The organism is Nonomuraea sp. B5E05, assembly GCF_039880665.1.
GTDB lineage: Bacteria > Actinomycetota > Actinomycetes > Streptosporangiales > Streptosporangiaceae > Nonomuraea.
This window is the reverse complement of sequence record NZ_JBDPMJ010000082.1, coordinates 1-1,781: the sequence shown is the minus strand read 5'-3', so window position 1 is coordinate 1,781 and position 1,781 is coordinate 1. Positions and strand designations below refer to the sequence as shown.

Genomic DNA, 1,781 nt, shown 5'->3' with positions numbered 1-1,781 from the left:
ACGACTCTGTTGGCCGATTCCGGTTGATGATCCCCAGTTCGGGAGGGAGGCTGGGAACACCGGGCCGCGAGAACATGGAGGAGTTCCGTCATGTCTCTGCGTCCCCAGCCCGCTCGCGACGTTCCCGAGGAAACCGTCCGGATCGCACGAGCGGCCTTTCCCAAGGGCTGCCTGGCCATGCGGTTGCGTGATGCGCTCGGTCAGGTCTTCACCGACGAGCAATTCGCCCAAGCGTTTCCCACGCGTGGTGGGCCGGGCTTGTCACCGGGGGAACTCGCGCTGGTGTCGGTGTTGCAGTTCGCCGAAGGGCTGTCCGATCGCCAGGCCGCCGAGGCGGTGCGAGGCCGGATCGACTGGAAATATGCCCTGGCTCTGGAGTTGACCGACCCAGGGTTCGACTTCTCAGTGCTGAGCGAGTTCCGGGACCGGTTGATCAGCCATGAGCTGGAGGAAGAGATCTTCCAGGCGCTGTTGGACCACTGCGCGCGGCTGGGCCTGCTGCGCGCGGGCGGGCGGCAGCGTACCGACTCCACGCATGTCATCGCGGCGGTGCGCACGCTGAACCGGATGGAGTTCGTCGGTGAGACGTTGCGGTCGGCGTTGGAGGCACTGGCCGTGGCCGCTCCGGACTGGCTGGCCTCGATCATCACCGGCGAGTGGATCGAGCGTTACGGCAGCCGGGTGGACAACTACCGCTTCCCCAAGGGGGAGGATGCACGTCAGCGCTGGGCGTTGACCGTCGGAGCCGACGGGTTCACCTTGCTGGAGGCGGTGCATCACCGCGATGCGCCGGCCTGGCTGCGGCAATTGCCCGCTGTGCAGACGCTGCGTATCGCCTGGATTCAGCAGTACCACCGCGAGGAGAAGGGGGTGCGCTGGCGGGAGGGCAGGGATCTCCCGCCGGCCAGACGACGGCTGTCCTCGCCGTACGACCCGGATGCCCACTACGGCCTCAAGCGCGGTGCGGGCTGGTGCGGCTACAAGGTCCATCTGAGCGAGACTTGCGAGCCCGACGCTCCGCACCTGCTCACCGGCGTTCAGACCACCGATGCCACCGTCGCCGACAGCGAGGTCACCGAGCAGATCCACACCGATCTGACCCGGCGCGGACTGCGCCCGGACATGCATGCTGTGGACGCGGGCTACATCAGCGCCACGCTGATCTTGACCGCCCGCGAAGAGCATGCGATCGACCTGCTGGGACCGGTCGGGCTCGATACCCACACTACGGGCAAGGACGGGCTCGGCCAGGAGGCCTTCACCATCGACTGGAAGGCGCGCACGGCAACCTGCCCGGGCGGTGCGACCAGTGTCTCCTGGTCCGATCAGCGCAAACCCAACGGGACACCGATCACCCGGGTGCATTTCTCCATCACCGACTGCGCTCCCTGCCCGTTCCGGGCTGCCTGCACCAAAGCCGACGGTCACCGCTACGGGCGGAGTCTGACCCTGCTGCCCGCTGCCCAGCAGCAGATCCTCGACCAGCGCCGTCGTGAGCAGGAAACCGACGCGTGGAAGGCCCGCCACGCGGTCCGAGCCGGAGCCGAGGGCACGATCTCCCAAGCCGTCCGGACAGGAGCCATCCGCCGGACCCGCTACCGGGGATTACCCAAAACCAGGCTCGCGCACCTACTGACCGCCACCGCGATCAACCTCATCCGCCTGGATGCCTGGTGGACCGGCACTCCTATCCGCGGCACCCGCAACTCTCACCTGGAGCGACTCGGAGCCAGCCTTGGCCTGGCGGCATGAACCCAACCCAATCGGCCAACAGAGTCGTT

General features: G+C 67.4%; 1 protein-coding gene. It reads left to right on the top strand.

The window, feature by feature from the left end; all coding sequences use genetic code 11:
- Window positions 1-90 precede the first annotated feature (90 nt).
- Window positions 91-1,752, top strand: coding sequence for an IS1182 family transposase (locus ABGB01_RS45860; protein ID WP_347780624.1), 1,662 nt, complete (start codon window positions 91-93; stop codon window positions 1,750-1,752).
- Window positions 1,753-1,781: the final 29 nt, after the last annotated feature.